The 22,198-nt window shown below is 68.2% G+C and carries 19 protein-coding genes; 6 read left to right on the plus strand and 13 right to left on the minus strand.

Going from position 1 to position 22,198, the window contains the following annotated elements; all coding sequences use genetic code 11:
- Positions 1-47: 47 nt before the first annotated feature.
- The 6 genes from I0D00_RS18710 to I0D00_RS18735 all read right to left on the minus strand — a co-directional run bounded on the left by I0D00_RS18710 (position 48) and on the right by I0D00_RS18735 (position 5,317).
- Positions 48-665 (minus strand): BamJ family beta-barrel-assembly machinery protein, encoded by a 618-nt coding sequence (locus I0D00_RS18710; protein ID WP_213641314.1) that lies wholly within the window; start codon positions 663-665, stop codon positions 48-50.
- 81 nt (positions 666-746) lie between these two features.
- A complete protein-coding gene (locus I0D00_RS18715; protein ID WP_213641315.1) occupies positions 747-1,046 on the minus strand; it encodes a DUF6482 family protein in 300 nt (99 codons plus the stop codon).
- 139 nt (positions 1,047-1,185) lie between these two features.
- Positions 1,186-1,680, minus strand: a complete 495-nt coding sequence (locus I0D00_RS18720) for a TIGR00645 family protein (protein ID WP_213641316.1) — start codon at positions 1,678-1,680, stop codon at positions 1,186-1,188.
- A gap of 198 nt (positions 1,681-1,878) precedes the next feature.
- Positions 1,879-2,220, minus strand: a complete 342-nt coding sequence (locus tag I0D00_RS18725) for a PA4575 family protein (protein WP_213641317.1) — start codon at positions 2,218-2,220, stop codon at positions 1,879-1,881.
- 205 nt (positions 2,221-2,425) lie between these two features.
- Positions 2,426-4,885: a Lon protease family protein gene (locus I0D00_RS18730; RefSeq protein WP_213641318.1), complete on the minus strand. Its 2,460-nt coding sequence runs from the start codon at positions 4,883-4,885 to the stop codon at positions 2,426-2,428.
- Between the two features lie 111 nt (positions 4,886-4,996).
- Positions 4,997-5,317, minus strand: a complete 321-nt coding sequence (locus I0D00_RS18735) for a TraR/DksA family transcriptional regulator (RefSeq protein WP_213641319.1) — start codon at positions 5,315-5,317, stop codon at positions 4,997-4,999.
- A 159-nt stretch (positions 5,318-5,476) separates the two neighbouring features.
- On the opposite strand from I0D00_RS18735, the gene I0D00_RS18740 reads away from it, so the two are divergent.
- Positions 5,477-6,697: an RtcB family protein gene (locus I0D00_RS18740; protein ID WP_213641320.1), complete on the plus strand. Its 1,221-nt coding sequence runs from the start codon at positions 5,477-5,479 to the stop codon at positions 6,695-6,697.
- 74 nt (positions 6,698-6,771) lie between these two features.
- On the opposite strand, the gene ettA is transcribed toward I0D00_RS18740, so the two are convergent.
- On the minus strand, positions 6,772-8,436 hold the full coding sequence (gene ettA, locus I0D00_RS18745; RefSeq protein ID WP_213641321.1) for an energy-dependent translational throttle protein EttA: 1,665 nt from the start codon (positions 8,434-8,436) through the stop codon (positions 6,772-6,774).
- A 309-nt stretch (positions 8,437-8,745) separates the two neighbouring features.
- Between ettA and I0D00_RS18750 the strand changes: the two genes are divergently transcribed.
- The 3 genes from I0D00_RS18750 (at position 8,746) to I0D00_RS18760 (ending at position 14,884) form a co-directional block, all read left to right on the plus strand.
- Positions 8,746-12,993, plus strand: coding sequence for a sensor domain-containing protein (locus tag I0D00_RS18750; protein WP_420850823.1), 4,248 nt, complete (start codon positions 8,746-8,748; stop codon positions 12,991-12,993).
- 122 nt (positions 12,994-13,115) lie between these two features.
- Positions 13,116-14,369: a serine hydroxymethyltransferase gene (gene glyA, locus I0D00_RS18755; protein WP_213641323.1), complete on the plus strand. Its 1,254-nt coding sequence runs from the start codon at positions 13,116-13,118 to the stop codon at positions 14,367-14,369.
- Positions 14,370-14,509: 140 nt separating this feature from the next.
- Positions 14,510-14,884, plus strand: coding sequence for a PilZ domain-containing protein (locus tag I0D00_RS18760; RefSeq protein ID WP_213641324.1), 375 nt, complete (start codon positions 14,510-14,512; stop codon positions 14,882-14,884).
- Between the two features lie 58 nt (positions 14,885-14,942).
- Here I0D00_RS18760 and radA read toward each other — a convergent pair whose 3' ends face one another.
- Positions 14,943-16,307 carry a DNA repair protein RadA gene (gene radA, locus I0D00_RS18765; RefSeq protein WP_213641326.1) on the minus strand — a complete coding sequence of 455 codons (1,365 nt, stop codon included), beginning with the start codon at positions 16,305-16,307 and terminating at the stop codon, positions 14,943-14,945.
- Positions 16,308-16,549: 242 nt separating this feature from the next.
- Complete coding sequence (locus tag I0D00_RS18770) at positions 16,550-16,798, minus strand: HP1242/YdcH family protein (RefSeq protein WP_213641327.1); 249 nt, start codon at positions 16,796-16,798, stop codon at positions 16,550-16,552.
- A gap of 171 nt (positions 16,799-16,969) precedes the next feature.
- On the opposite strand from I0D00_RS18770, the gene mscL reads away from it, so the two are divergent.
- Positions 16,970-17,377, plus strand: coding sequence for a large-conductance mechanosensitive channel protein MscL (gene mscL, locus I0D00_RS18775; RefSeq protein WP_213641328.1), 408 nt, complete (start codon positions 16,970-16,972; stop codon positions 17,375-17,377).
- Between the two features lie 11 nt (positions 17,378-17,388).
- Here mscL and I0D00_RS18780 read toward each other — a convergent pair whose 3' ends face one another.
- Positions 17,389-18,165: a ferredoxin--NADP reductase gene (locus I0D00_RS18780; protein ID WP_213641329.1), complete on the minus strand. Its 777-nt coding sequence runs from the start codon at positions 18,163-18,165 to the stop codon at positions 17,389-17,391.
- A gap of 70 nt (positions 18,166-18,235) precedes the next feature.
- Here I0D00_RS18780 and I0D00_RS18785 point away from each other — a divergent pair, with 70 nt between their 5' ends.
- Complete coding sequence (locus I0D00_RS18785; RefSeq protein ID WP_213641330.1) at positions 18,236-19,360, plus strand: methyltransferase; 1,125 nt, start codon at positions 18,236-18,238, stop codon at positions 19,358-19,360.
- An 80-nt stretch (positions 19,361-19,440) separates the two neighbouring features.
- Here I0D00_RS18785 and I0D00_RS18790 read toward each other — a convergent pair whose 3' ends face one another.
- From I0D00_RS18790 to I0D00_RS18800, 3 genes are read right to left on the minus strand one after another with little or no spacing between them, the layout of a single operon-like run.
- On the minus strand, positions 19,441-19,584 hold the full coding sequence (locus I0D00_RS18790; protein WP_213641829.1) for a DUF2474 domain-containing protein: 144 nt from the start codon (positions 19,582-19,584) through the stop codon (positions 19,441-19,443).
- 10 nt (positions 19,585-19,594) lie between these two features.
- On the minus strand, positions 19,595-20,602 hold the full coding sequence (gene cydB, locus I0D00_RS18795) for a cytochrome d ubiquinol oxidase subunit II (RefSeq protein ID WP_213641331.1): 1,008 nt from the start codon (positions 20,600-20,602) through the stop codon (positions 19,595-19,597).
- Between the two features lie 2 nt (positions 20,603-20,604).
- The gene (locus I0D00_RS18800; RefSeq protein WP_213641332.1) at positions 20,605-22,038 is read right to left on the minus strand and encodes a cytochrome ubiquinol oxidase subunit I; all 1,434 of its coding nucleotides are present in this window, start codon (positions 22,036-22,038) and stop codon (positions 20,605-20,607) included.
- Positions 22,039-22,198 lie beyond the last annotated feature (160 nt).

Consider the following 22,198-nt stretch of genomic DNA (forward strand, 5'->3'; position numbering starts at 1 on the left):
GTGGCCGAGCGAGGCGCGGAGCGGAGCCCGGCGCCCGACGATAGCGCTTAGAGGACGTCCAGCAGCTCGACGTCGAAGATCAGCGTGCTGTGCGGCGGGATGCTGCCGACGCCCTGGGCGCCGTAGGCCAACTCGCTCGGCACATACAGGCGCCATTTGCTGCCGGCGCTCATCAGTTGCAGCGCCTCGGTCCAGCCGGCGATCACGCCACCGACCGGGAACTCGGCCGGCTGGCCGCGCTCGTAGGAGCTGTCGAACACCGAGCCGTCGATCAGGGTACCGTGGTAGTGGGCACGAATGGTGTCCTCACGGGTCGGCGTCGCGCCTTCGCCGCTGCTCAGCACTTCATACTGCAGGCCGGACGGCAGCACGGTGACGCCCTCACGCCCAGCGTTCTCGGCGAGGAAGGCCTTGCCGGCGCCAGCGGCGGCCTCGGCCTTGGCTTGGGCCTCGGCCTGCATCACCTCGCGGATGACCTTGAAGCTGGCGGTCAGGTCGGCTTCGCTGACACGGCTCGGCTGGCCGGCGAAGGCGTCGCTCAGGCCGGCCAGGATGGCCTCCAGGCTCACGCCCGGCGGCGGGTTGTCGCGCAGCTGGCCGCCGAGCTGACGACCGATGCCGTAGCTGACGCGGGTTTCGTCAGTAGTGAGATTGAGTTCGGACATGGCACTGCTCCGCTGGGGCTAAAAAAGGCCGGCCAGACTAGCACAGAAGCCCGCCCGGCCCCACCGCCGCCCCGGCGCGAGTCAGTGCTTACCCGCCCCCTCGGGGCGCATGCCCGGCTCCTCGGGCATGCCGCACATCTCGTCATGCACCGGCGCCTGCACCAGGTGGAAAGGCGGCAGCTGCGGCAGCGGCTGCAGCACCTCGCGGGCATGCTCCACCGAACGCAGGTGCAGGAGATGACCGTGGCCGTCGTCCAGGGTGAAGGGTCGGCCGCTCACCCGCGCCTCCAGCAGGTAATAGTTGCCCCCCTCGAGGGAGATCAGGTTCAAGGCCTCGACATGGCCGGCGCGGGCATGTCCGGAAAGGTCGTGCAGATTCATAACGCCACCTCGCACTGACAGTGCGCACAGGATCGGTACCTGTACAGTCTTTGCACAAGGGCCTAGAAGCACAAGGCGGAAAGGATGCCGCCCGTCCGTTTTGCAAGGCCCGGGCGGCGGCCGCTGTCGCGGACAGCGCTCAGTGATCGTGCTTGGTCAGTTTGTCCAGGTAACCCATGGCGAAGGCCGACACCACGAAGGCCATATGGATGATCACGTACCACATCAGCTTGGTGTTATCGATGTTCTGCGCATTCATGAACACCTTGAGCAGGTGGATCGAGGAGATCGCCACGATGGACGCCGCCACCTTCATCTTCAGCGAGCCGGAGTCCATCTTGCCCAGCCAGCTGAGCTTCTCCTTGCCTTCGTCGATGTCCAGTTGCGAGACGAAGTTCTCGTAGCCGGAAATCATCACCATCACCAGCAGGCCGCCGACCAGGGCCATGTCGATCAGCGACAGCAGCACCAGAATCAGGTCTGCCTCGGCCATGGCGAACACGCTGGGCAGGATATGGAAGACCTCCTGAAAGAACTTCAGCGCCAGCGCCAGCAGGGCCAGGGACAGGCCGAAGTAGATGGGAGCCAGCAGCCAGCGCGAGGCGTACATCGCGTTTTCGATAAAGCGTTCCATGGGTTCTCGCAGATAACGGATAGAGGCAGAACAGCGGCCGAGTATACCCAGCGCGCCCCGCCAGACAAGATCAACGGGTGGCCGCGAGTTATCCCCGCAATCTGTGGATAAAGCTGTGAAGAGCCGGAGGATCGATCGCCGCGCAGCAGCAACCACCGGCCCTGGGTCCGGCAGCGCAAAAGCCGACCAGCGACCCGATCAGGTTTCGGGGCGGAACTGGTAATTGCCCAGATGGCGGCAGCGTTCGCCGTTCAACCGGCGAAGTTCGGCTTGAATATGCAAGCGCCAGATAGGCATCTCGGTGCATTCGTCGTAGCCCTGTACGGCCAGGCTTTCGGCGATTCCGCTGAGTACCCCTTCGGCCACCACAGGCCCGTAGAACGGGCCTTGCGCCTTGATGGCGGAAGGTTGCTCGCCGGAGATTCCGGCGGCACAGATCAGCGTCCAGAGTCCATTCTCACCGGCCAGGGGCAGAACCACGCATTCGATGCGGGTGACCAGACCCAGGCACTGACGAGTGAGGCAGAGGTTGCGCGGCATGGCGGCGACCCTCGCTAGATCAGGCCTCCAGCCTACACCCGCAAGGCCCGCACTGGGAAGCCGAGGGTTATCCACGCCGCCTGTGGATAACCCTGTGCAGGAGACGTGGGCAAACCGTCCAGCCCCAGGCGTTCCGGCACCAGGGGCGCAGCGCTCACTGACCGACCAGTCACCACACGCCCGCTCGACGCCCTCCCGGTGCCGCTCAGGCCGCCGGCGTCTTCTCCCGTGGTTTCTTCTGCTTGACCGGTGCGGCGACGACCTCCTTGGCCTCCTCGGGCTTGTCGTCTTCGCTCAGGTCGATCTCGGCGATCTCGCGCAGGCGCTCCACCACCCGGGCGTTGACGCTGCCGGCCGGGAAGCGCCCCTCGGCGTCCGGCGCACCGGCGTCCTCGCCGACCAGCAGGCTCAACGCCTCGTCGACCTGGCGCACGGCATAGATGTGGAACTTGCCCGCCTTCACCGCCTGCAGCACCCGCTCGTCGAGCATCAGGGTGGTGACGTTGGAGTGCGGGATGATCGCGCCCTGCTCGCCAGTCAGGCCGCGGGCCTCGCACAGGCGGAAGAAGCCCTCGATCTTCTCGTTGACCCCGCCGACCGCCTGCACCTCGCCGAACTGGTTGATCGAGCCGGTGATGGCGAAGCACTGCTTGAGCGGCGTGCGCGACAGCGCCGAGATCAGCGTGCAGACCTCGCCGAGGGAGGCGCTGTCGCCGTCGACGTAGCCGTAGGACTGCTCCAGGGCGATGCTCGCGGAGATTTCCAGGGGGAACTCCTGGGCGTAGCGGCTGCCCAGGTAGCCGGTGAGGATCATCACCCCCTTGGAGTGGATCGGCTGGCCCAGGTTGACCTCGCGCTCGATGTCGACGATGCCGCTGCCGCCCGGGTAGACGGTGGCGGAGATGCGCGCCGGCACGCCGAAGGCCGAGTCGCCGACCTCCAGCACGGTCAGACCGTTGCACTTGCCGACCGCGGCGCCGCTGGTGTCGATCAGGATGATGCCGGCCAGCATGTCGTCGATGATCCGCGCCGAGACCCGCCCGGTACGGGTAGCCTTGGCCTTGAGCGCACGCTCGATGTGGCCGACGTCGGTCACCGGCTCGCTGGCCAGCTGGCGGATGAAGTCGGCCTCGCTGACCAGCTGGAACAGGTCGCCGATGCGCGCCGACAGCCGGCCCTGGTGTTCGGCCAGGCGTGCGCTGTAGGTCGCCAGGCGCGCCACCGCCGCGGCCGTCAGCGGCGCCATGCCCTCCTCCGAGGTGCGGGTCTTCATCAGCTGGGCGAACTGTTCCAGGCTCTCGTCGCCCAGGGGAATGTCCTCGTCGAAGTCGACCAGCACGCGGAACATCTCCTGGAAGTCCGGATCGTGGTCCTGCAGCGCGTAGTACAGCTGGCGGGCGCCGATGATCACCACCTTGACCTGCAGCGGGATGACCTGCGGATTGAGGGTCACGGTGGCGATGCGGCCGAGGTCGCCCAGCGGCGACTCCATCTTCAGCTGGCGCGAGTGCAGGGCACGCTTGAGGGCATCCCAGACGAACGGCTCGCCGAGCATCTTCTCCGCCTCGAGGATCAGGAAGCCGCCGTTGGCCCGGTGCAGGGCGCCCGGGCGCAGCTGGCGGTAGCTGGTGTAGAGCGCGCCCTGGTCGGTGTTGTACTCGATGCGGCCGAACAGGTTGTCGTAGGTCGGGTGCGATTCGAACACCACCGGCGCGCCGCCGTCGGTGTGATGGCCCACCACCAGGCTCGGGCAGTACTGCTCCTCGAGCAGCTTGCGGGTCTGCACGTCGGCCTTTTCCACCTCGACCAGCTGATCCACCACGGTCTTCAGCAGGTTGACCTGCACCGCCTGCAGGTAGGCGCAGACCCCGGCGTTTTCCCCGTACTTCGCCGACAGCGGCGACAGCAGCGGCTGCAGGGCCACGGTGATGGTTTCCTCGTTGAGCTGGCGCAGCTGGTTGCTCGACTCGCGCTTCCACTGCGGCAGGCTGGCCAGCTCCTCGTTGAGGCGCTCCTCGAGGGTGGCGATGTCGGCGTGGAAGCGCTCGCGCTCGGCCTCCGGCAGCTGGGCGAACTCGGCCTCGTCCAGGGCCTTGCCCTCCAGCATCGGGGTGAAGGCGATATTGCTGCTGTCGCGGTACAGGGCCACGCCGCGCTCCAGGGCCAGGCGTTCGATCACGTCCAGGGCCTGGTCGTAGCGCTTGTTGAAGGCGCGATCGATGACGCTCTTCTTCTGCTGGTAGGAGGGGTGCTCGAACACCGCCGGGAAGGTCGCCAGCAGGTTGTCGATCAGCAGATTGATGTCGGCGATGAACTCGCCGGCGCTGCCGGCGGACAGCTCCAGCGCCCGCGGCTCGCGCGGCTCGTCGAAGTGGTTGACGTAGACCCAGTCGCACGGCGTGGCCAGGCGCTTGGCCTCGGTCTTCAGGTAGCGCTTGGCGAAGGAAAACCGCCCGGTGCCCGGCTCACCCATGACGAACACGTTGTAGCCCGGACGCGGCATCGCCACCCCGAACTGCAGCGCCTCGACCGCCCGCTCCTGGCCCAGCACGCCCCGGAAGGGCTCCAGATCATCGGTGGTGGCGAAGTTGAACTGGGTGGCGGAGAACGGGCGGGTTAGAGCATCGGGCGCTAGCCGCAGATGGGCAGCAACGGAATCAGGCATCGGAAATCCTTGGACAGAGGGGGCACTCGCAGGGGGAAATCATGGCCGTATCGGGCCGCGGCGACAAGCCATAAGCGGCGCCGGCATGAGCATGCCGCGCCGCCCCGGCGCCTACTGGCGGTCAGCGCAGCGCAGGCAGTACTCCGCGGCAGGCAGCGCCTGCAGGCGCGCCGCCTCGATCGTCTCGCCACAGCGCAGGCACTCGCCGTAGCGGCCCTCGGCGAGGCGCAACTTGGCCAGGCCGACCTGGCGCATGCCGGCCCGGGCCTCGGCCAGCAGGGCCTCGAGCACCTCGTCGTTCTGCCGTTGCAGGGCCTGCTCGGCGAAGTCCGGCGAGTGACTGCGGGCCAGGTCCTGGCTGATGGCGTTGGCCCGCGCGCTGTACTCGGCCAACAGCGCATCGAGCGCCGCACGGGGATCGAAGGCGGACATGGAGCTACTCCTCGTCTTGCACTTGCTATAAGTGTGGACGCTGGCGCCAGGGTTGCACGCCGCCGGGCAAAACTTGTCCCCGCCCCTGGCGGCGAGCGGCTGCCCCGGGCGCCGCCAGGGTGTAGGCTGGTGTGGACGCCACCAGGGTTCCGGACACCGATGAAACAGCCCACCGCCGAAGTCCTCCAGCAGGCCCATGGCAAGCCGATCAAGCTCTGGACCCAGGGCGTGCCGGTGGAGCCGGAGGCACGCCAGCAGCTGCTGCAGACCGCGCAGATGCCGTTCATCTTCAGGCACCTGGCGGTGATGCCCGACGTGCACCTGGGCAAGGGCTCGACCATCGGCAGCGTGATTCCCACCCTCGGCGCCATCATCCCGGCCGCCGTCGGCGTCGACATCGGCTGCGGCATGATCGCCGTGCGCACCTCGCTCGTGGCCGGCGAGCTGCCGGACAACCTGCACGGCCTGCGCCGCGCCATCGAGCAGGCGGTGCCCCACGGCAAGAGCTTCGGCAAGCACGACCAGGGCGCCTGGGACGAGGTGCCGCGCGCCGCCGACCAGGCCTGGCGCGCCCTCGCCGGGCGCTTCGCGGCCATCACCGACAAGTACCCGCGGCTGCAGAAGACCAACAACCGCCAGCACCTCGGCACCCTGGGCGGTGGCAACCACTTCATCGAGGTCTGCCTGGACGAAGCCGAGCGCGTCTGGTTCATGCTGCACAGCGGCTCGCGCGGGGTCGGCAACGCCATCGGCACGCTGTTCATCGAACTGGCCCAGGCCGACATGCGCCAGCACCTGACCAACCTGCCGAACAAGGACCTCGCCTACTTCGCCGAAGGCAGCCGGCATTTCGCCGATTATGTCGAGGCCGTGGGCTGGGCCCAGGACTATGCCCGGCAGAACCGCGCACTGATGATGCAGGCGGTCATCGGCGCGGCGCGGCGGGCGCTTGGCCGACCGTTCGAGGCCAGCCTGGAAGCGGTCGACTGCCACCACAATTATGTGCAGAAGGAGCGCCACTTCGGCCAGGAGGTGCTGGTGACCCGCAAGGGCGCGCTGTCGGCGCAGCGGGGCCAGCTGGGCATCATCCCCGGTTCCATGGGCGCCAGGAGCTTCATCGTCCGCGGCCTGGGCAACCCCGAGGCGTTCTGCTCCTGCAGCCACGGCGCCGGCCGCAGCATGAGCCGCACCCAGGCGAAGAGGCGCTACGGCGTGGCGGACCAGATCCGTGCCACCGCCCATGTCGAGTGCCGCAAGGACAAGGCGGTGATCGACGAGATTCCCATGGCCTACAAGGACATAGACGCGGTGATGGCGGCCCAGCGCGAGCTGGTGGAAGTGGTGCATACCCTGCGCCAGGTGGTCTGCGTCAAGGGCTGAGGCAGGACCGAGGCGATGTCGAGGCGATAAAAAACGGAGCCCTGGGGCTCCGTTTTCTGTGCAGAAGATCCGGCTTACGCCAGCTTCTTGTGCCGGACCCGGTGCGGCTGGGCGGCGGCCTCGCCGAGGCGCTTCTTGCGATCGGCCTCGTACTCGGTGTAGTTGCCCTCGAAGAACTCGATGTGCGAGTCGTCCTCGTAGGCCAGGATGTGGGTGGCCACGCGGTCGAGGAACCAGCGGTCGTGGGAGATGACGATGGCCGCGCCGGGGAAGTCGAGCAGTGCCTCCTCCAGCGAACGCAGGGTTTCCACGTCGAGGTCGTTGGACGGTTCGTCCAGCAGCAGCACGTTGGCGCCTTCCTTCAGGGTCAGGGCCAGGTGCAGGCGCCCGCGCTCACCGCCGGAGAGGTCCTTGACGAACTTCTGCTGGTCGCCGCCCTTGAAGTTGAAGCGGCCGACGTAGGTGCGCGAAGGCACCTCGTAGCTGCCGATCTTGATCATGTCCGAGCCGCCGGATACCGCTTCCCACACGGTCTTGCTGCCGTCCAGGTCGTCGCGGCTCTGGTCCACGCAGGCCAGCTGCACGGTGTCGCCGATCTCGATGCGGCCCGAATCCGGCTGCTCCTTGCCCATCAGCATGCGGAACAGGGTCGACTTGCCGGCGCCGTTGCCGCCGATCACCCCGACTATGGCGCCCTTGGGCATGCTGAAGGACAGGTCGTCGATCAGCACGCGGTCGCCGTAGCCCTTGCTCACGTTGACGAAGTCGATGACCTTGTCGCCCAGGCGCGGGCCGGCCGGGATGTAGATCTCGTTGGTCTCGCTGCGCTTCTGGAACTCCTGCGACTGCATCTCCTCGAAGCGCTGCAGGCGCGCCTTGGACTTGGCCTGGCGGGCCTTGGCGCCCTTGCGCACCCACTCCAGCTCCTCGCGCATGGCCTTTTCGTGGGCCGACTGCTGCTTGGACTCCTGGGCCAGACGAGCGGACTTGGCCTCCAGCCAGCCGGAATAGTTGCCCTCGTAGGGAATGCCGGCGCCGCGGTCGAGCTCGAGGATCCAGCCGGCGACGTTGTCGAGGAAGTAGCGGTCGTGGGTGATGGCCACCACGGTGCCGGGGAAGTCGTGCAGGAAGTGCTCCAGCCAGGCCACGGAATCGGCGTCCAGGTGGTTGGTCGGTTCGTCCAGCAGCAGCATGTCCGGGGCCGACAGCAGCAGGCGGCACAGCGCCACGCGGCGCTTCTCGCCACCGGACAGGTGGGCGACCTTGGCCTCCCAGGCCGGCAGGCGCAGGGCGTCGGCGGCGACTTCCAGCTGGCGCTCGAGGTTGTGGCCGTCGGCAGCCTGGAGGATGGCCTCCAGCTTGCCCTGCTCGGCGGCCAGGGCGTCGAAATCGGCGTCCGGCTCGGCGTAGGCGGCGTAGACCTGATCCAGGCGCGCCTGGGCGTCCTTGATCACGCTGACGGCCTCTTCCACCACTTCGCGTACGGTCTTGCTCGGGTCGAGCTGCGGCTCCTGGGGCAGGTAACCGACGTTGAGCTCGGGCATCGGCCGTGCCTCGCCGTCGAACTCGGTGTCGACCCCGGCCATGATGCGCAGCAGGGTGGACTTGCCCGCGCCGTTGAGGCCCAGCACGCCGATCTTGGCGCCGGGGAAGAACGACAGGGATATGTTCTTGAGGATTTCCCGCTTCGGCGGCACAACTTTGCTCAGCCGATGCATGGTGTAGACGTATTGAGCCATGGATAACCTGGGTTCTGTGACAGGAAACTGGGGGAGCGCTCGGCGGCGAGTCCGCCTGCCGATCGGGCCGGGCCGGGCACGGCCGCCGGAGGCGCCCGGCAGCCCTGCGGCCATGCGCATGCTGCGCCGGCAAAGGCCTGCGCGCGTGCGGCAAAACTACCGGAATGCGCCTTGCAGGGCAAACCGCGCTCGTCGCCCACGCTGGCACTTTGCCGAGGTTGTGGCATGCTAGCGAGCTTTCGTGCGTACCAGGCCGCGTGCGCCCAGCCCCGCCTGCCTCCATCGAGCCGTAGCCGCAGGATCAACCCCGTGTCGACAGCCCCACCTCTGCCCCTCCCGAGCGCACCGGGCGAATCGCCCCCGGCCCCGCTGCGCGGCTCGGTCAAGGGTGCCCTGGTGGCCCTGGTACTGGGCATGCTGGCGCTGCTGCTGTGGCAGCTGTACCTGGAGTCGCGGCAGCTGCAGGACAACCAGCGCCAGCTCAACCACGCGTTCAACGCGCAACTGGCCAAGCACCTCGGCCTGAGCATGGAGCTGAAGGCCCGTGCCGGCCTGGCCATCCTCGCCCCCTTCACCCGCGCGCCGCTTTCCGCCAAGCGGCGCGCGTCCGCCCTGAATAACCTGCGCTCGGTCTTCCCCACACTGCAAAGCCTGGCCTGGCTCGGCCCCCGCGGGGGCATCCGCAGCGACAGCCTGGACCGGGCCGACGATGCCCTGTTCCTCGGCCGCCTGGCCCAGCGCAGCCAGGGCGCGCCCTACCATTACGCCTTCAGCCCCGACGGCGGCGACCGCATCTACCTGCTCCTGCGCCAGGACGAGGGCAGCGGGCCGGACGGCTACTGGGCCCTGCGCATGACCAGCGCGACCCTGCGCGAGTGGCTCGACGAACATCACCAGAGCGACCACCAGTGGCTACTCGAAGACCGCCTGGAGCAACGGGTGATCAGCCGCCACCGGGCCCAGCCGACGCCCCTGACCAGCAGCTTCCCGCCGGTGACCGCCGAGGACCTGGCGCAGACCATCCTGCTGACCCCTCTCGGGGGCAGCGATTGGCAGCTACGGGCGCTGTTCAACGAGCGCAAGGTGCGCGCGCAGCTGCTGCCGAGACTGGCCGCCAAGTTCGCCCTGTTCAGCTTCTGCTCCCTGCTCACCCTGGTCGCCCTGTACCGCCTGCTGCGCGAACAGCGCCGCCTGCACGAGCTCAACGCCGCCTCGCGGCGCTCGCTGCACCAGGCCGCCAGCGCCCTGAGCGCCATCGAGGAGCGGGTCCTGGTCAGCGACGGCCAGGGCCGCCTCGCCTACCTCAACCCCCAGGCCGAGACGCTGTTCGGCGTGGCCAGCCAGGACACCCAGGGCCGCCACCTGCTGGACCTGATGCCGCGCCTCGACCCCCTGTTGCTGCACGACACCGCCTTTCACAGCGAGCAGGGACCGGACCTGGTGGAGATCCAGCAGGGAACCGCCAAGCGCTTGTTCGCCGTCAGCCGCAGCGATCTCGGCGAAGACGGCAGGCGCCTGGGTTTCGTCTGGGTACTGCGCGATGTCACCGAGGAGCAGCAGGCCACCCGCGTGCTGAGGGAAACCCGGCGGCGCTACCAGGACATCTTCGAGGGCACCGGCACGGCGCTGTGCGTGCTCGACCTGTACGAACTGCGCGCCTATCTGCGCCAGCTGCAGCTGCATGATCGGGCCAGCCTGGTGCACTGGCTGCAGGCGCACCCGCAGCGCCACGGCGAACTGCTGCAACGCATGCGCCTGACCGAGACCAACCAGGTGGCACTGCGCCTGCTCGGCGTCGCCAACACCACGCAAGGCTGGCAGCACCTGATCGACAGTGGCCCGCTGCGCCCGGACGGCTTCCGCCAACAGCTGCTCTACGCCCTGCTCGAAGGCGCCGCGCAGCTGGAGCTGGAGTGCCGGATCACCACGCCCCAGGGCCACGAGCGCCACTTCTGGCTGGTCCTGCGCCTGCCCGAGGCCGCCGAAGACCTGCACGCGGTGACCCTGAGCCTCAGCGACATCACCAGCCGCAAGCGCATCGAACTGTCGCTGGTCGAGCGCGAACGCTTCTGGTCCGACGTGGTGCGCGCCGTGCCGGACACCCTCTACGTGCATGACGTGAAGAACCGCCAGGTGCTGTTCAGCAACCACCACCTGGGCCTGCAGCTGGGCTACAGCCAGGCCGAGCTGAGCGACATGGGCGAGGCCTTCTGGGAGCAGATCCTGCACCCGGACGACCACGACTATTACTGGCGTATCCGCAACCTGCAGCAGGTGGTGGGCGACGGCGTGCTGCTCGAGTCACAGCTGCGCTGGCAACGCCGGGACGGTGCCTGGCGCTGGTTCAGCATCCGCGAGCAGGCGCTGCGCCGCGACGACAGCGGCCGGGTCAGCCGCCTGCTCGGCATCGCCAAGGACATCACCGAACAGATCGAGAGCAGCGAGTCGCTGCGCGACAGCGAACAGCGCTACCGCCTGCTGGCCGAGAGCATCAGCGACATGATCTTCTCCACCGACGCCGGCCTGCACCTGAACTACGTCAGCCCCTCGGTGCAGGCGGCCCTGGGCTACAGCAGCGACTGGGTGCTGGCCAACGGCTTCCGCGGCCTGACCACCAACCCGGCACAGTTGGTGGGCCTGGACCAGTTGCTCGAACGGATTCGCGGGGCCCTCGCCACGCCGCGGCACCTGGCCGAGCTGCGCCAGCAGCTGCAGCCGCAGCTCTTCGTCTTCGACTGCCTGCGCGCCGACGGCCGCAAGGTGCCGGTGGAGGTGCGCCTGGTGCCGATGTGGGACGAGTACGGGGGCTTCGAGGGCCTGCTCGGGGTCGGCCGCGACGTCGCCCAGCAACGCCGGGCGGAGAAGGACATGCGCATGGCCGCCACGGTGTTCGAGCACTCCACCGCGGCGATCCTGGTCACCGACCCGGCCGGCTACATCGTCCAGGTCAACAAGGCCTTCAGCCGGGTCAGCGGCTACAGCTCGGCCCAGGTGCTCGACCAGCTGCCGAGCATGCTCACCGCCGACCGCCAACAGGCCAGCCACCTGCAGTACATTCTCGGCCAGCTCAACCAGCGCGGCAGCTGGGAGGGCGAGGTCTGGCTCAAGCGGCGCAACGGCGAGACCTACCCGGCCTGGGTCGGCATCACCGCGGTGCAGGACGAGGACGGCGACCTGGTCAGCTACGTGTGCTTCTTCAGCGACATCAGCGAGCGCAAGGCCAGCGAGCAGCGCATCCACCGCCTGGCCTACTACGACGCCCTGACCCAGCTGCCCAACCGCACCCTGTTCCAGGACCGCCTGCACACCGCCCTGCAGCATGGCGAACGGCACCAGGAGTGGGTCGCGCTGATGTTCCTCGACCTCGACCGCTTCAAGCCGATCAACGACTCCCTCGGCCATGCCGCCGGCGACCGCATGCTCAAGGACGTGGCCGTGCGCCTGGCCGCCTGCGTCGACGGCGACGACACCGTGGCGCGCATGGGCGGCGACGAGTTCACCCTGCTGCTGCAGTCGTCCGCCAGCCGGGACGTCGCGCTGAACCGGGCGGTCCACGTGGCCGAGCAGATCCTCGCCAGCCTAGCGCGACCCTTCCTCCTCGAGGGCCGCGAATTCTTCGTCACCGCCAGCATCGGCATCGCCCTGAGCCCCCAGGACGGCAACGAGCTGAGCCAGCTGATGAAGAACGCCGACACCGCCATGTACCACGCCAAGGAGCGCGGCAAGAACAACTTCCAGTTCTACCAGGCCGACATGAACGCCAGCGCCCTGGAGCGCCTGGAGCTGGAGAGCGACCTGCGCCACGCCCTGGAGCAGGGCGAGTTCGTGCTGCACTACCAGCCGCAGTTCGCCGGCAACGGCCAGCGCCTGACCGGCGTCGAGGCGCTGCTGCGCTGGCAGCACCCGCGCCGCGGCCTGGTGCCGCCGGACGACTTCATCCCGGTGCTCGAAGAGCTCGGCCTGGTGGTGCAGGTCGGCGACTGGGTGCTGGCCGAGGCCTGCCGCCAGCTCAGGAGCTGGCACTTGGCGAAGATCCGCGTGCCCAAGGTGTCGATCAACCTGTCGGCGCGGCAGTTCGCCGATGGCGACCTGGGCCGGCGCATCGCCGCGATCCTCGAGGACAGCGGCGTGGCCCCGGCCTGCCTGGAACTGGAGCTGACCGAGAGCATCCTGATGCAGGACGTGACCGGCGCCCTGGGCACCCTGGCCGACCTCAAGCGCCTGGGCCTGTGCCTGGCGATCGACGACTTCGGCACCGGCTACAGCTCGCTGAACTACCTCAAGCAGTTCCCCATCGACGTGCTGAAGATCGACCGCAGCTTCGTCGACGGCCTGCCCGACGGCGAGCAGGACGCGCAGATCGCCCGCGCCATCATCGCCATGGCCCACAGCCTGAACCTGGCGGTGATCGCCGAGGGCGTGGAGAGCCAGGCGCAACTGGACTTCCTGCGCGAGCACGAATGCGACGAGGTACAGGGCTACCTGCTCGGCCGGCCCATGCCCGCCGCGCAATTCGCCGCCCAGTTCGGCGGCGCCGCGCTGTTCATGCTGGGCTAGCAGCGCCTGGATGAATCCCGCTCGCGCCGCCCATGACCGCCGCTCACCCCCGCCCCGGCCGCTATAGGGTAGAATCCGCCCCCTCTTTCAACCGCCCAGCCGATTGCCCAGGGGATTGCCATATGTTCAGCCGTGATTTGACCCTCGACCGTTTCGACGCCGAATTGTCCGCCGTGATGGCGCAGGAAGCCCAGCGCCAGGAAGAACACATCGAGCTGATCGCCTCGGAAAACTACACCAGCCCGGCGGTCATGGAGGCCCAGGGCTCGGTGCTGACCAACAAGTACGCCGAAGGCTATCCGGGCAAGCGCTACTACGGCGGCTGCGAGTACGTCGATGTGGTCGAGCAGCTGGCCATCGACCGCGCCAAGCAGCTGTTCGGCGCCGACTACGCCAACGTCCAGCCGCACTCCGGCAGCCAGGCCAACGCCGCCGTGTACATGGCCCTGCTCAACGCCGGCGACACCGTGCTGGGCATGAGCCTGGCCCACGGCGGCCACCTGACCCACGGCGCCAGCGTCAGCTTCTCCGGCAAGCTGTACAACGCCGTGCAGTACGGCATCGACGGCAATGGCCTGATCGACTACGACGAGGTCGAGCGCCTGGCCCTCGAGCATAAGCCGAAGATGATCATCGCCGGCTTCAGCGCCTACTCCCAGGTCCTCGACTTCCCGCGCTTCCGCGCCATCGCCGACAAGGTCGGTGCCTATCTCTTTGTGGATATGGCGCATGTCGCCGGCCTGGTCGCCGCCGGCGTCTACCCCAACCCGGTGCCCTTCGCCGACGTGGTCACCACCACCACCCACAAGACCCTGCGCGGCCCGCGCGGCGGCCTGATCATCGCGCGCAAGAACGAGGAGCTGGAGAAGAAGCTCAACTCCGCGGTCTTCCCCGGTGGCCAGGGCGGCCCGCTGGAGCACGTGATCGCGGCCAAGGCGGTGTGCTTCAAGGAGGCCCTGCAGCCCGAGTTCAAGGCCTACCAGCAGCAGGTGGTGAAGAACGCCCAGGCCATGGCCGGCGTGTTCATCGACAACGGCTACGACGTGGTCTCCGGCGGCACCCAGAACCATCTGTTCCTGCTCAGCCTGATCAAGCAGGAAATCACCGGCAAGGACGCCGACGCCGCCCTGGGTCGCGCCTTCATCACCGTGAACAAGAACTCGGTGCCGAACGACCCGCGCTCGCCCTTCGTCACCTCGGGCCTGCGCATCGGCACCCCGGCCGTGACCACCCGCGGCTTCCAGGAAGAGCAGTGCCGCCAGCTGGCCGGCTGGATCTGCGAGATCCTCGCCAACCTGGGCGACGAGGCCGTGGAAGGCCGCGTGCGCGAGCAGGTCAAGGCGCTGTGCACGCAGTTCCCGGTGTACGGCCGCTAAGCCACGCGCCACGCCCGAGAGCCCGCCACCCGGCGGGCTTTTTCTTGATCCGCCCCAGCCCCGCGCCCGCACGTCGAAGAATGCCGCGTCAGCCGCCCGGGCCTTAGCTATAGTGGACGCAACCGTCCAGGAGTCTGTAGATGAGTGAAATCAGCCAAGAGCGTCGACGCTTCCAGCGCATCGACTTCGACGCCCCCACCGAGATCGCCCAGGGTGCCCAGCGCTGGACGGTCGAGCTGCACGACCTGTCCCTCAAGGGCCTGTTGATCAAGCGCCCGGCGCAGTGGGACGGCGACGGCGAGCAGCCCTTCGTCGCCGCTGTCGACCTGGGCGGCGGCATCCAGGTGCAGATGGAGGTCGAGCTGGCCCGCAGCCAGGGCGACCTGCTGGGGTTCACCTGCCGCCATATCGACCTCGACTCGATCAGTCACCTGCGCCGTCTGGTCGAGCTCAACCTCGGCGACGAGACCCTGCTGGAACGCGAGCTGGCGGCGCTGGGCGAAGCACCGGACTGAGCGACAGTCCGTGCAGAAGAAAGGGCGCCGCGGCGCCCTTTTGTGCCTCTGCCCGGCGCTACTCGAAGAGCGCGTCCAGCGCCTGTTCCAGGCGCGTCACCGCGATGACCCGCAAGCCGGCCGGCGCCTCCTTGGGCGCGTTGCCCCTGGGCACTATGGCGCGCTTGAAACCGTGCTTGGCCGCCTCCTTGAGGCGCTCCTGGCCGCTGGGCACCGGGCGGATCTCGCCGGACAGGCCGACTTCGCCGAACACCAGCAAATCGTTGGCCAGCGGCCGGTTGCGCAGGCTGGAGATCACCGCCGCCATCAGCGCCAGGTCCGAGGCGGTCTCCAGCACCTTGACCCCGCCGACCACGTTGAGGAACACGTCCTGGTCGTAGGTCGGGATACCGCCATGCCGGTGCAGCACCGCCAGCAACATGGCCAGGCGGTTCTGGTCCAGGCCCAGGGTGACGCGGCGCGGGTTGCCCAGGTGGCTGGTGTCGACCAGCGCCTGCACCTCCACCAGCATCGGCCGGGTGCCCTCCCAGGTGGCCATCACCACGCTGCCCGGCACCTCCTCCTGGGCGCGGGTGAGGAAGATCGCCGAGGGGTTGGTGACCTCCTTGAGGCCCTTGTCGGTCATGCCGAACACGCCCAGCTCGTTGATCGCGCCGAAGCGGTTCTTCACCGCCCGCAGCAGGCGCAGGCGACCGTCCGACTCGCCCTCGAAGTACAGCACGGTGTCGACCATGTGCTCGAGCACCCGCGGCCCGGCCAGGGCGCCCTCCTTGGTCACGTGGCCGACCAGGAAGATCGCCGTGCCGCTCTGCTTGGCGAAGCGCACCAGCAAGGCGGCGCTCTCGCGCACCTGGGCGACGCCGCCGGGGGCCGACTGCAGCTGCTCGGTGAAGATGGTCTGGATCGAGTCGATCACCATCACCTTGGGCTTTTCCAGGCGCGCGGTGGCGATGATCGCCTCGATATTGGTCTCGGTCATCACCTTCAGGCGGTCTTCCGGCAGGCCCAGACGGCGGGCGCGCATGGCCACCTGCTGCTGCGACTCCTCGCCGGTGACGTACAGCGCCGGGAAGCGGCTGGCGATGTTGCACAGGGTCTGCAGCAGGATGGTCGACTTGCCGATGCCCGGATCGCCGCCGATCAGCACCACCGAGCCGTCCACCAGGCCGCCGCCGAGCACCCGGTCCAGCTCGCCCGAGGCGGTGGAAAAGCGCGGCATCTCCTCGACGCTGACCTCGGCCAGGGTCTTGATCTGCGCCTGCTGGCCGGCCCAGCCGGTGCGCCCGCTGGGGGTGACGGCATTGGCCTCCAGGATGGTTTCCACCAGGGTGTTCCAGGCCCCGCACTCGCCGCACTGGCCGGCCCACTTGGGAAAGGTCGCGCCGCACTCGGTGCAGCCGTACATGCGCTTGGCCTTGGCCATCACGAACTCCGTCGGACGAAAACGCGCATCATAGCCTGTCGCGCCGGCCGAGCGGCACGCCCGCGGCCGCCAGCAACCTAGCCGCCGCGCCCGAACGCGGACGCGGGCAGGACTCTGGAAAAGCTTCGAGTAGGTGGAATTGTCCGCAACCGGGGGTTGCGCGTCGCGAGCCGTAGCGCCGTCTCACCGCATGGCGGCGGGCGACCCATCCCCTGCGCCGGGCGCCGCCCCCGGCCGGCCCCTCATTTGCTGACACCGTTGCTCAGCATGGCGGCGACTTCGTCCTTCAAGCTGACCCGCTGCATCTTCAGCCCCAGCAGCTCCATCTCGTCCATGGCGACCCGGCCGTCTTCGACTTCGTAGATGCGCTTGTCCAGCTCCTCATACTCCCGGGCCAGCCGGGCGAAATGTCCGTCAGCCTGGAACAGGGCACGCATTTGCGCCTCGAACTGCGGGAATTCACGGCTGAGCGGATGATATTGCAGTGGCATGGCGGCATCCTCTGGATGGGTGTATTTACCATCAGCCTAGCTCAGCTGCGGGCTTTCCACAGGCCGCCCGGACCAGCGCCACGCAGGCCGGCGAGAACGCCTGCGGCGGTTTCCTGGCGGGGGCGCGAGCCTGGATTACACTCAGTCGACCAACCTCCAGGGAACGACGGCATGAGCATACTCGGTGAATTCAAGGCATTCGCGGTCAAGGGCAACGTGGTCGACATGGCGGTGGGCATCATCATCGGTGCCGCCTTCGGCAAGATCGTGTCCTCCTTCGTCGGCGACATGGTGATGCCGCCGCTGGGCATCCTGATCGGCGGGGTGGACTTCTCCGACCTGGCCATAGTGCTCAAGGCCGCCGAGGGCGACCTGCCGGCGGTGACCCTGGCCTACGGCAAGTTCATCCAGACCATTCTCGACTTCACCATCGTCGCCTTCGCCATCTTCATGGGCGTCAAGGTCATCAACCGCCTCAAGCGCGAGGAAGAGGCCGCCCCCGCCGCCCCGCCGGCGCCGACCAAGGAGCAACAACTGCTCGGCGAGATCCGCGACCTGCTCAAGGCCCAGCAGAAGTAGCGGCTCCAGGCCTACCAGTAGTTCTCCACCGCCACCTGGCCCGGCCTGCGGGTCAGGCTCAGGTGCAGGTCGCGCTGCTTCAGCAGGGCCCGGGTATCGTCGATCATCTGCGGGTTGCCGCAGAGCATCAGCCGCGAATGCTCGGGGCTCAGTTCGACGCCGGCGGCGCGCTCCAGCTCGCCGCTTTCGAGCAGGGTAGTGATGCGCGCGGTCAGGCAGCCCGGCGCCTGCTCGCGGGTCACCAGCGGCAAATAGGTCAGCCGGTCGGCGAACTCGGCCAGGTGCTCCAGCTGGCCGAGGCCCCTGATCTGCTCTTGGTAGGCCAGCTCGCCGGCGGTGCGGGCGCTGTAGACCAGGATGATGCGCTCGAAGCGCTGCCAGGCCTCGAAGTCCTGCAGCAGCGACAGGAACGGCGCCAGGCCGGTGCCGCTGGCCAGCAGCCAGAGGTCGCGGCCATCGATGAAGCGGTCCAGGGTGAGAAAACCGAAGGCCTGCTTGTCCACCAGCAGGCTGTCGCCGGCCTTGAGGCGACTGAGCTGCGAGGTGAATTCGCCGCCCGGCACGACGATGGAGAAGAACTCGAGGAAGTCGTCGTGGGGCGCCGAGACCATCGAGTAGGCGCGCCAGACCAGGCTGCCATCGGCCTTCTGCACGCCGAGGCGGGCGAACTGCCCGGCACGAAAGCGGAAGCCCGGGGCGCGCGAGCAGCGCAGGCTGAACAGGCTCGGCGACCAGACGTGCACGTCGCTCAGGGTCTGGCGGGTGAACTTCTCTTCGCTGACGGTCATAATCTTCGCCTCGTTTCATCCCTGCCTCCAGTGTCGCGCAAAGCGCACCCGGCAAACACCGACGGTTTCCATGCCTATTCTGACGACGCCCTTCGCCCAACTCGACCTGATCCGCCAGCCCGACCAGGCCAACGAACCCCTGCAGGCCTTCGATGCCGCCGACGAATACCTGCTGGGCCACCTGCACGAGCAGGGTCTGGCGAGCGATGCTCGGGTACTGCTGCTCAACGACAGCTTCGGTGCCCTGGCCGCCAGCCTGGTCGGCCGGGCCCGGGTGACCAGCAGCGGCGACTCCTACCTGGGGCACCTGGGGCTGAGGGTCAACCTGGCGCGCAACCAGCTGCCGGCCGAGGCGGTGACCTTCGTCCCGGCCAGCGAGACGCCCCAGGGGCCGTTCGACTGGGTGCTGGTCCGCGTGCCCAAGACCCTGGCGCTGCTGGAGGAGCAGCTGATCCGCCTGCACGGCCAGCTGACCCCCGGGGCCAGGGTGGTGGCCGCGGCCATGGTCAAGCACCTGCCGCGGGCCGCCGGCGACCTGCTGGAAAAATACATCGGCCCGGTGCAGGCCTCCTTGGCGGTGAAGAAGGCGCGCCTGCTGCTGGCCACGCCCGAAACCAAGGCCGCCCCGGTATCGCCCTACCCGACCCGCTACCGCCTGGATAAACCCGCCCTGGAACTGCTCAACCACGCCAACCTGTTCTGCCGCGAAGGCCTGGACATCGGCACCCGCGCCTTCCTGCCGCACCTGCCCAGGCACCTGGGGCGCATCCGCGTGGCGGACCTGGGCTGCGGCAACGGCGTGCTCGGCATCGCCTACGCCCTGGCCAGCCCCCAGGCCGAACTGTGCCTGGTGGACGAGTCCTACATGGCGGTGCAGTCGGCGGCCGAGAACTGGCGCGCGGCCCTGGGCGGGCGGCCGGTGAGCCTTCGCGCCGGCGACGGCCTGGCCGACCAGGCCGCCGACTCCCTCGACCTGGTGCTGTGCAACCCGCCCTTCCACCAGCAGCAGGTGGTGGGGGATTTTCTCGCCTGGCGCATGTTCCAGCAGGCCCGCGCCGCGCTGGTCAAGGGCGGCGAGCTGTGGATAGTCGGCAACCGCCACCTGGGCTACCACGCCAAGCTGGGGCGGCTGTTCCGCGGCGTCGAGCAGGTGGCGGCCACGCCGAAGTTCGTGGTGCTCAAGGCGAGCAAATAGCGTCGATCAGGCATAGGGGGGGAAACCGCGCAGCGTTTTCCCCCGTGCTTGGTGGGTGGATGAAAAAAGCGTCATCCACCCTACGGCGTGCCCAGCCCCGCCGCACTCATGAACAGGCGCAGCAGCCCGGCCACGGCGGCCAGGGTCAGTACGCTGGCGCCCCAGATCAGCGCCAGCCAGGCCAGGCGCTGCCACAGGGGTTTCTTCTCCTCGCGCCGAGCCATGTCCGCGCCCTCAGTGGTAGCCATCTTCCACCCGCACCTTGCCGCGGAACACGTAGTAGCTCCAGGCCGTGTACATCAGGATGAAGGGAATGATGAACAGCGCGCCGACCAGGATGAAGCCCTGGCTCTGCGGCGGCGCGGCGGCGTCCCAGAGGCTCACCGAAGGCGGGATGATGTGCGGCCACAGGCTGATCCCCAGGCCGCTGTAGCCGAGGAAGATCAGCGTCAGGGTCAGCAGGAACGGTGAGTAGTTGGCGTTGCGCGCCACCGCCCGCAGCAGCGCCCAGGTGCAGACGAGGACCAATACGGGCACCGGCATGAACCAGAACAGGTTGGGCAGGCTGAACCAGCGCTGGGCGATCTCGGCATGGGCCAGGGGCGTCCACAGGCTGACGATGCTGGTCACCGCCAGCACCACGAACACCAGCGGCCGCGCCAGGTCGTGCATCTGCCGCTGCAGGCGGCCCTCGGTCTTCATGATCAGCCAGGTGCAGCCGAGCAGCGCGTAGGCGGCGATCAGCGCCAGGCCGCAGAACAGCGAGAACGGCGTCAGCCAGTCCAGGGCGCCGCCGGCATAGGCGCGGTCGACCACCGCGAAGCCGTCGATATAGGCGCCCAGCGCCACGCCCTGGAAGAAGGTCGCGGTCAGCGAGCCGCCGATGAAGGCCTTGTCCCAGAGATGCCGCTTGGCCGCCTTGGCCTTGAAGCGGAACTCGAAGGCCACGCCGCGGAAGATCAGCCCCAGCAACATCAGGATCAGCGGCAGGTACAGGGCGCTCAAGACCACCGCATAGGCCAGCGGGAAGGCGCCGAACAGCGCCGCGCCGCCGAGCACCAGCCAGGTCTCGTTGCCGTCCCACACCGGCGCCACGGTGTTCATCATCACGTCGCGCTCGCCCTCGTCGCCGACGAAGGGAAAGAGGATGCCTATCCCTAAGTCGAAGCCGTCCATGACCACGTACATCATCACCCCGAAGGCGATGATCACCGCCCAGATCAGCGAAAGATCGATACCCATGCTCAGCTCCTCTCGGTCTGCAGGTGGTCGCCATCCTCGTCGTCCTCGGCGGCGGACAGCGGCCGCGACGGCGTGCGCGGCTGGCCCGGCCCGCCATGGGCCACTTCCTTGCCCTCGTCGGTGATCGGGCCCTTGCGCACCAGGCGCATCATGTAGCCCAGGCCCGCGCCGAACAGGGCGAAATACACCACCACGAACAGCGCCAGGGTCAGGCTCATCTGCGCGAAACTGTGGCCGGAGGAGGCGTCGGCGGTGCGCATCAGCCCATGCACCACCCAGGGCTGGCGGCCGACCTCGGTGGTGAACCAGCCGGCGAGGATGGCGACTATGCCCGAGGGCCCCATCCACACCGCCAGGTGCAGGAACGCGCGGTTGCGGTACAGCGCGCCGCGCCTGCGCAGCCACAGGCTCCACAGGCCGGTGGCGATCATCAGCAGGCCCAGGGCGACCATGATGCGGAAGGTCCAGAACACCACCGTGGAGTTGGGCCTGTCCTCGGGGGCGAAGTCCTTCAACGCCGGCACCTGCTGATCCAGGCTGTGGGTCAGGATCAGGCTGCCGAGGGCCGGGATCTCCAGCTTGAAGCGGGTCTCCTCGCGCGCCATGTCCGGCCAGCCGAACAGGATCAGCGGAGTCGGCTCGCCACTGCTGTTGTTCCAGTGGCCCTCCATCGCGGCGATCTTGGCCGGCTGGTACTTGAGGGTATTGAGGCCGTGCAGGTCGCCGATCATGGCCTGGATCGGCGCCACGATCAGGGCTATCCACATGGCCATCGACAGCATGGTGCGGATCGCCGGGTTGTCGCGCCCGCGCAGCAGGTGCCAGGCCGCCGAGGCGCCGACGAAGAAGGCGGTGGCGAGAAAGGCGGCGGTGGCCATGTGCGCCAGGCGATAGGGGAACGAGGGGTTGAACACCACCGCCAGCCAGTCCACCGGGATCACCCGCCCATCGACGATCTCGAAGCCCTGGGGGGTGTGCATCCAGCTGTTGGAGGCGAGGATCCAGAAGGTCGAGATCAGCGTGCCGATCGCCACCATGACCGTGGAGAAGAAGTGCAGCCCCGGGCCGACGCGGTTCCAGCCGAACAGCATGACGCCGAGGAAACCCGCCTCGAGGAAGAACGCGGTGAGCACCTCGTAGGTCAGCAGCGGCCCGGTGACCGCCCCGGCGAAGTCGGAGAAGGCGCTCCAGTTGGTGCCGAACTGGTAGGCCATGACCAGGCCGGAGACCACGCCCATGCCGAAGTTGACGGCGAAGATCTTCGACCAGAAGTGGTAGAGGTCGCGGTACACCTCTTGCTGGGTCTTCAGCCACATCCCCTCGAGCACCGCCAGGTAGCTGGCCAGGCCGATGGTGATGGCCGGGAAGATGATGTGGAAGGAGATGGTGAAGGCAAACTGGATGCGGGCGAGATCGAGCGCCTCGAGGCCAAACATGGAACGTTCTCCATCAGATGAGTCGGCGCACGACCCCGTGCGAGTGCGCAACCGGTATTGACCTGGGTCAGGCACTGCTCAAAGAGTACTCGCCGGCCAGGCGCCCGCCGCTGTGGTTATTTGTCGCGCGACGGGCCGCCGCCTCGGGCATGCGCCGGGG

This window comes from Pseudomonas lalucatii (genome assembly GCF_018398425.1).
Lineage (GTDB): Bacteria > Pseudomonadota > Gammaproteobacteria > Pseudomonadales > Pseudomonadaceae > Aquipseudomonas > Aquipseudomonas lalucatii.

Bases quoted from the DNA above. Each gene is read 5' to 3' on its own strand.
- I0D00_RS18710 (WP_213641314.1), bottom strand. From the start codon at position 665: ATGTCCGAACTCAATCTCACTACTGACGAAACCCGCGTCAGCTACGGC.
- I0D00_RS18715 (WP_213641315.1), bottom strand. From the start codon at position 1,046: ATGAATCTGCACGACCTTTCCGGACATGCCCGCGCCGGCCATGTCGAG.
- I0D00_RS18720 (WP_213641316.1), bottom strand. From the start codon at position 1,680: ATGGAACGCTTTATCGAAAACGCGATGTACGCCTCGCGCTGGCTGCTG.
- I0D00_RS18725 (WP_213641317.1), bottom strand. From the start codon at position 2,220: ATGCCGCGCAACCTCTGCCTCACTCGTCAGTGCCTGGGTCTGGTCACC.
- I0D00_RS18730 (WP_213641318.1), bottom strand. From the start codon at position 4,885: ATGCCTGATTCCGTTGCTGCCCATCTGCGGCTAGCGCCCGATGCTCTA.
- I0D00_RS18735 (WP_213641319.1), bottom strand. From the start codon at position 5,317: ATGTCCGCCTTCGATCCCCGTGCGGCGCTCGATGCGCTGTTGGCCGAG.
- I0D00_RS18740 (WP_213641320.1), top strand. From the start codon at position 5,477: ATGAAACAGCCCACCGCCGAAGTCCTCCAGCAGGCCCATGGCAAGCCG.
- ettA (WP_213641321.1), bottom strand. From the start codon at position 8,436: ATGGCTCAATACGTCTACACCATGCATCGGCTGAGCAAAGTTGTGCCG.
- glyA (WP_213641323.1), top strand. From the start codon at position 13,116: ATGTTCAGCCGTGATTTGACCCTCGACCGTTTCGACGCCGAATTGTCC.
- I0D00_RS18760 (WP_213641324.1), top strand. From the start codon at position 14,510: ATGAGTGAAATCAGCCAAGAGCGTCGACGCTTCCAGCGCATCGACTTC.
- radA (WP_213641326.1), bottom strand. From the start codon at position 16,307: ATGGCCAAGGCCAAGCGCATGTACGGCTGCACCGAGTGCGGCGCGACC.
- I0D00_RS18770 (WP_213641327.1), bottom strand. From the start codon at position 16,798: ATGCCACTGCAATATCATCCGCTCAGCCGTGAATTCCCGCAGTTCGAG.
- mscL (WP_213641328.1), top strand. From the start codon at position 16,970: ATGAGCATACTCGGTGAATTCAAGGCATTCGCGGTCAAGGGCAACGTG.
- I0D00_RS18780 (WP_213641329.1), bottom strand. From the start codon at position 18,165: ATGACCGTCAGCGAAGAGAAGTTCACCCGCCAGACCCTGAGCGACGTG.
- I0D00_RS18785 (WP_213641330.1), top strand. From the start codon at position 18,236: ATGCCTATTCTGACGACGCCCTTCGCCCAACTCGACCTGATCCGCCAG.
- I0D00_RS18790 (WP_213641829.1), bottom strand. From the start codon at position 19,584: ATGGCTCGGCGCGAGGAGAAGAAACCCCTGTGGCAGCGCCTGGCCTGG.
- cydB (WP_213641331.1), bottom strand. From the start codon at position 20,602: ATGGGTATCGATCTTTCGCTGATCTGGGCGGTGATCATCGCCTTCGGG.
- I0D00_RS18800 (WP_213641332.1), bottom strand. From the start codon at position 22,038: ATGTTTGGCCTCGAGGCGCTCGATCTCGCCCGCATCCAGTTTGCCTTC.